The sequence below is a fragment of the Pseudoalteromonas sp. GW168-MNA-CIBAN-0100 genome, assembly GCF_040309225.1.
Taxonomy (GTDB): Bacteria; Pseudomonadota; Gammaproteobacteria; order Enterobacterales; family Alteromonadaceae; genus Pseudoalteromonas; species Pseudoalteromonas arctica.
In genome coordinates this window covers 1-259 of sequence record NZ_JBEOOL010000743.1, presented here as the reverse complement: position 1 = coordinate 259, position 259 = coordinate 1, and the positions used below count along the sequence as shown (strand labels likewise).

At 37.1% G+C, this 259-nt stretch carries 1 pseudogene; it reads left to right on the top strand.

Annotated elements, in window-relative coordinates:
- Positions 1–50 precede the first annotated feature (50 nt).
- Positions 51–259, top strand: a pseudogene (locus tag AAEY62_RS23240) (GGDEF domain-containing protein); the annotation flags it as partial.

Here is a 259-nt window from a genome sequence, read left to right as displayed (position 1 = left end):
GCATATAACCTGCTTAGTTATAAAAAGTAATACTATAGGGGGAAGAAATAGTGGAAAACGTTCATATTTTGACACAACGTATCTCTGGTCGCGGCGAATTTTTGCCGTTCTCAGCAGAGCAATATAATAGCAATACACCGACAGCACTGCATGAGCTAGCAGCTAAACTTCAAACGAGCTTAGTTTTAGAAGATATTTTAGGAACGTTTGCAAATTTTGCAAAACAACTGCTTAATTTTTCTGGTGTGCATTTTAAAGC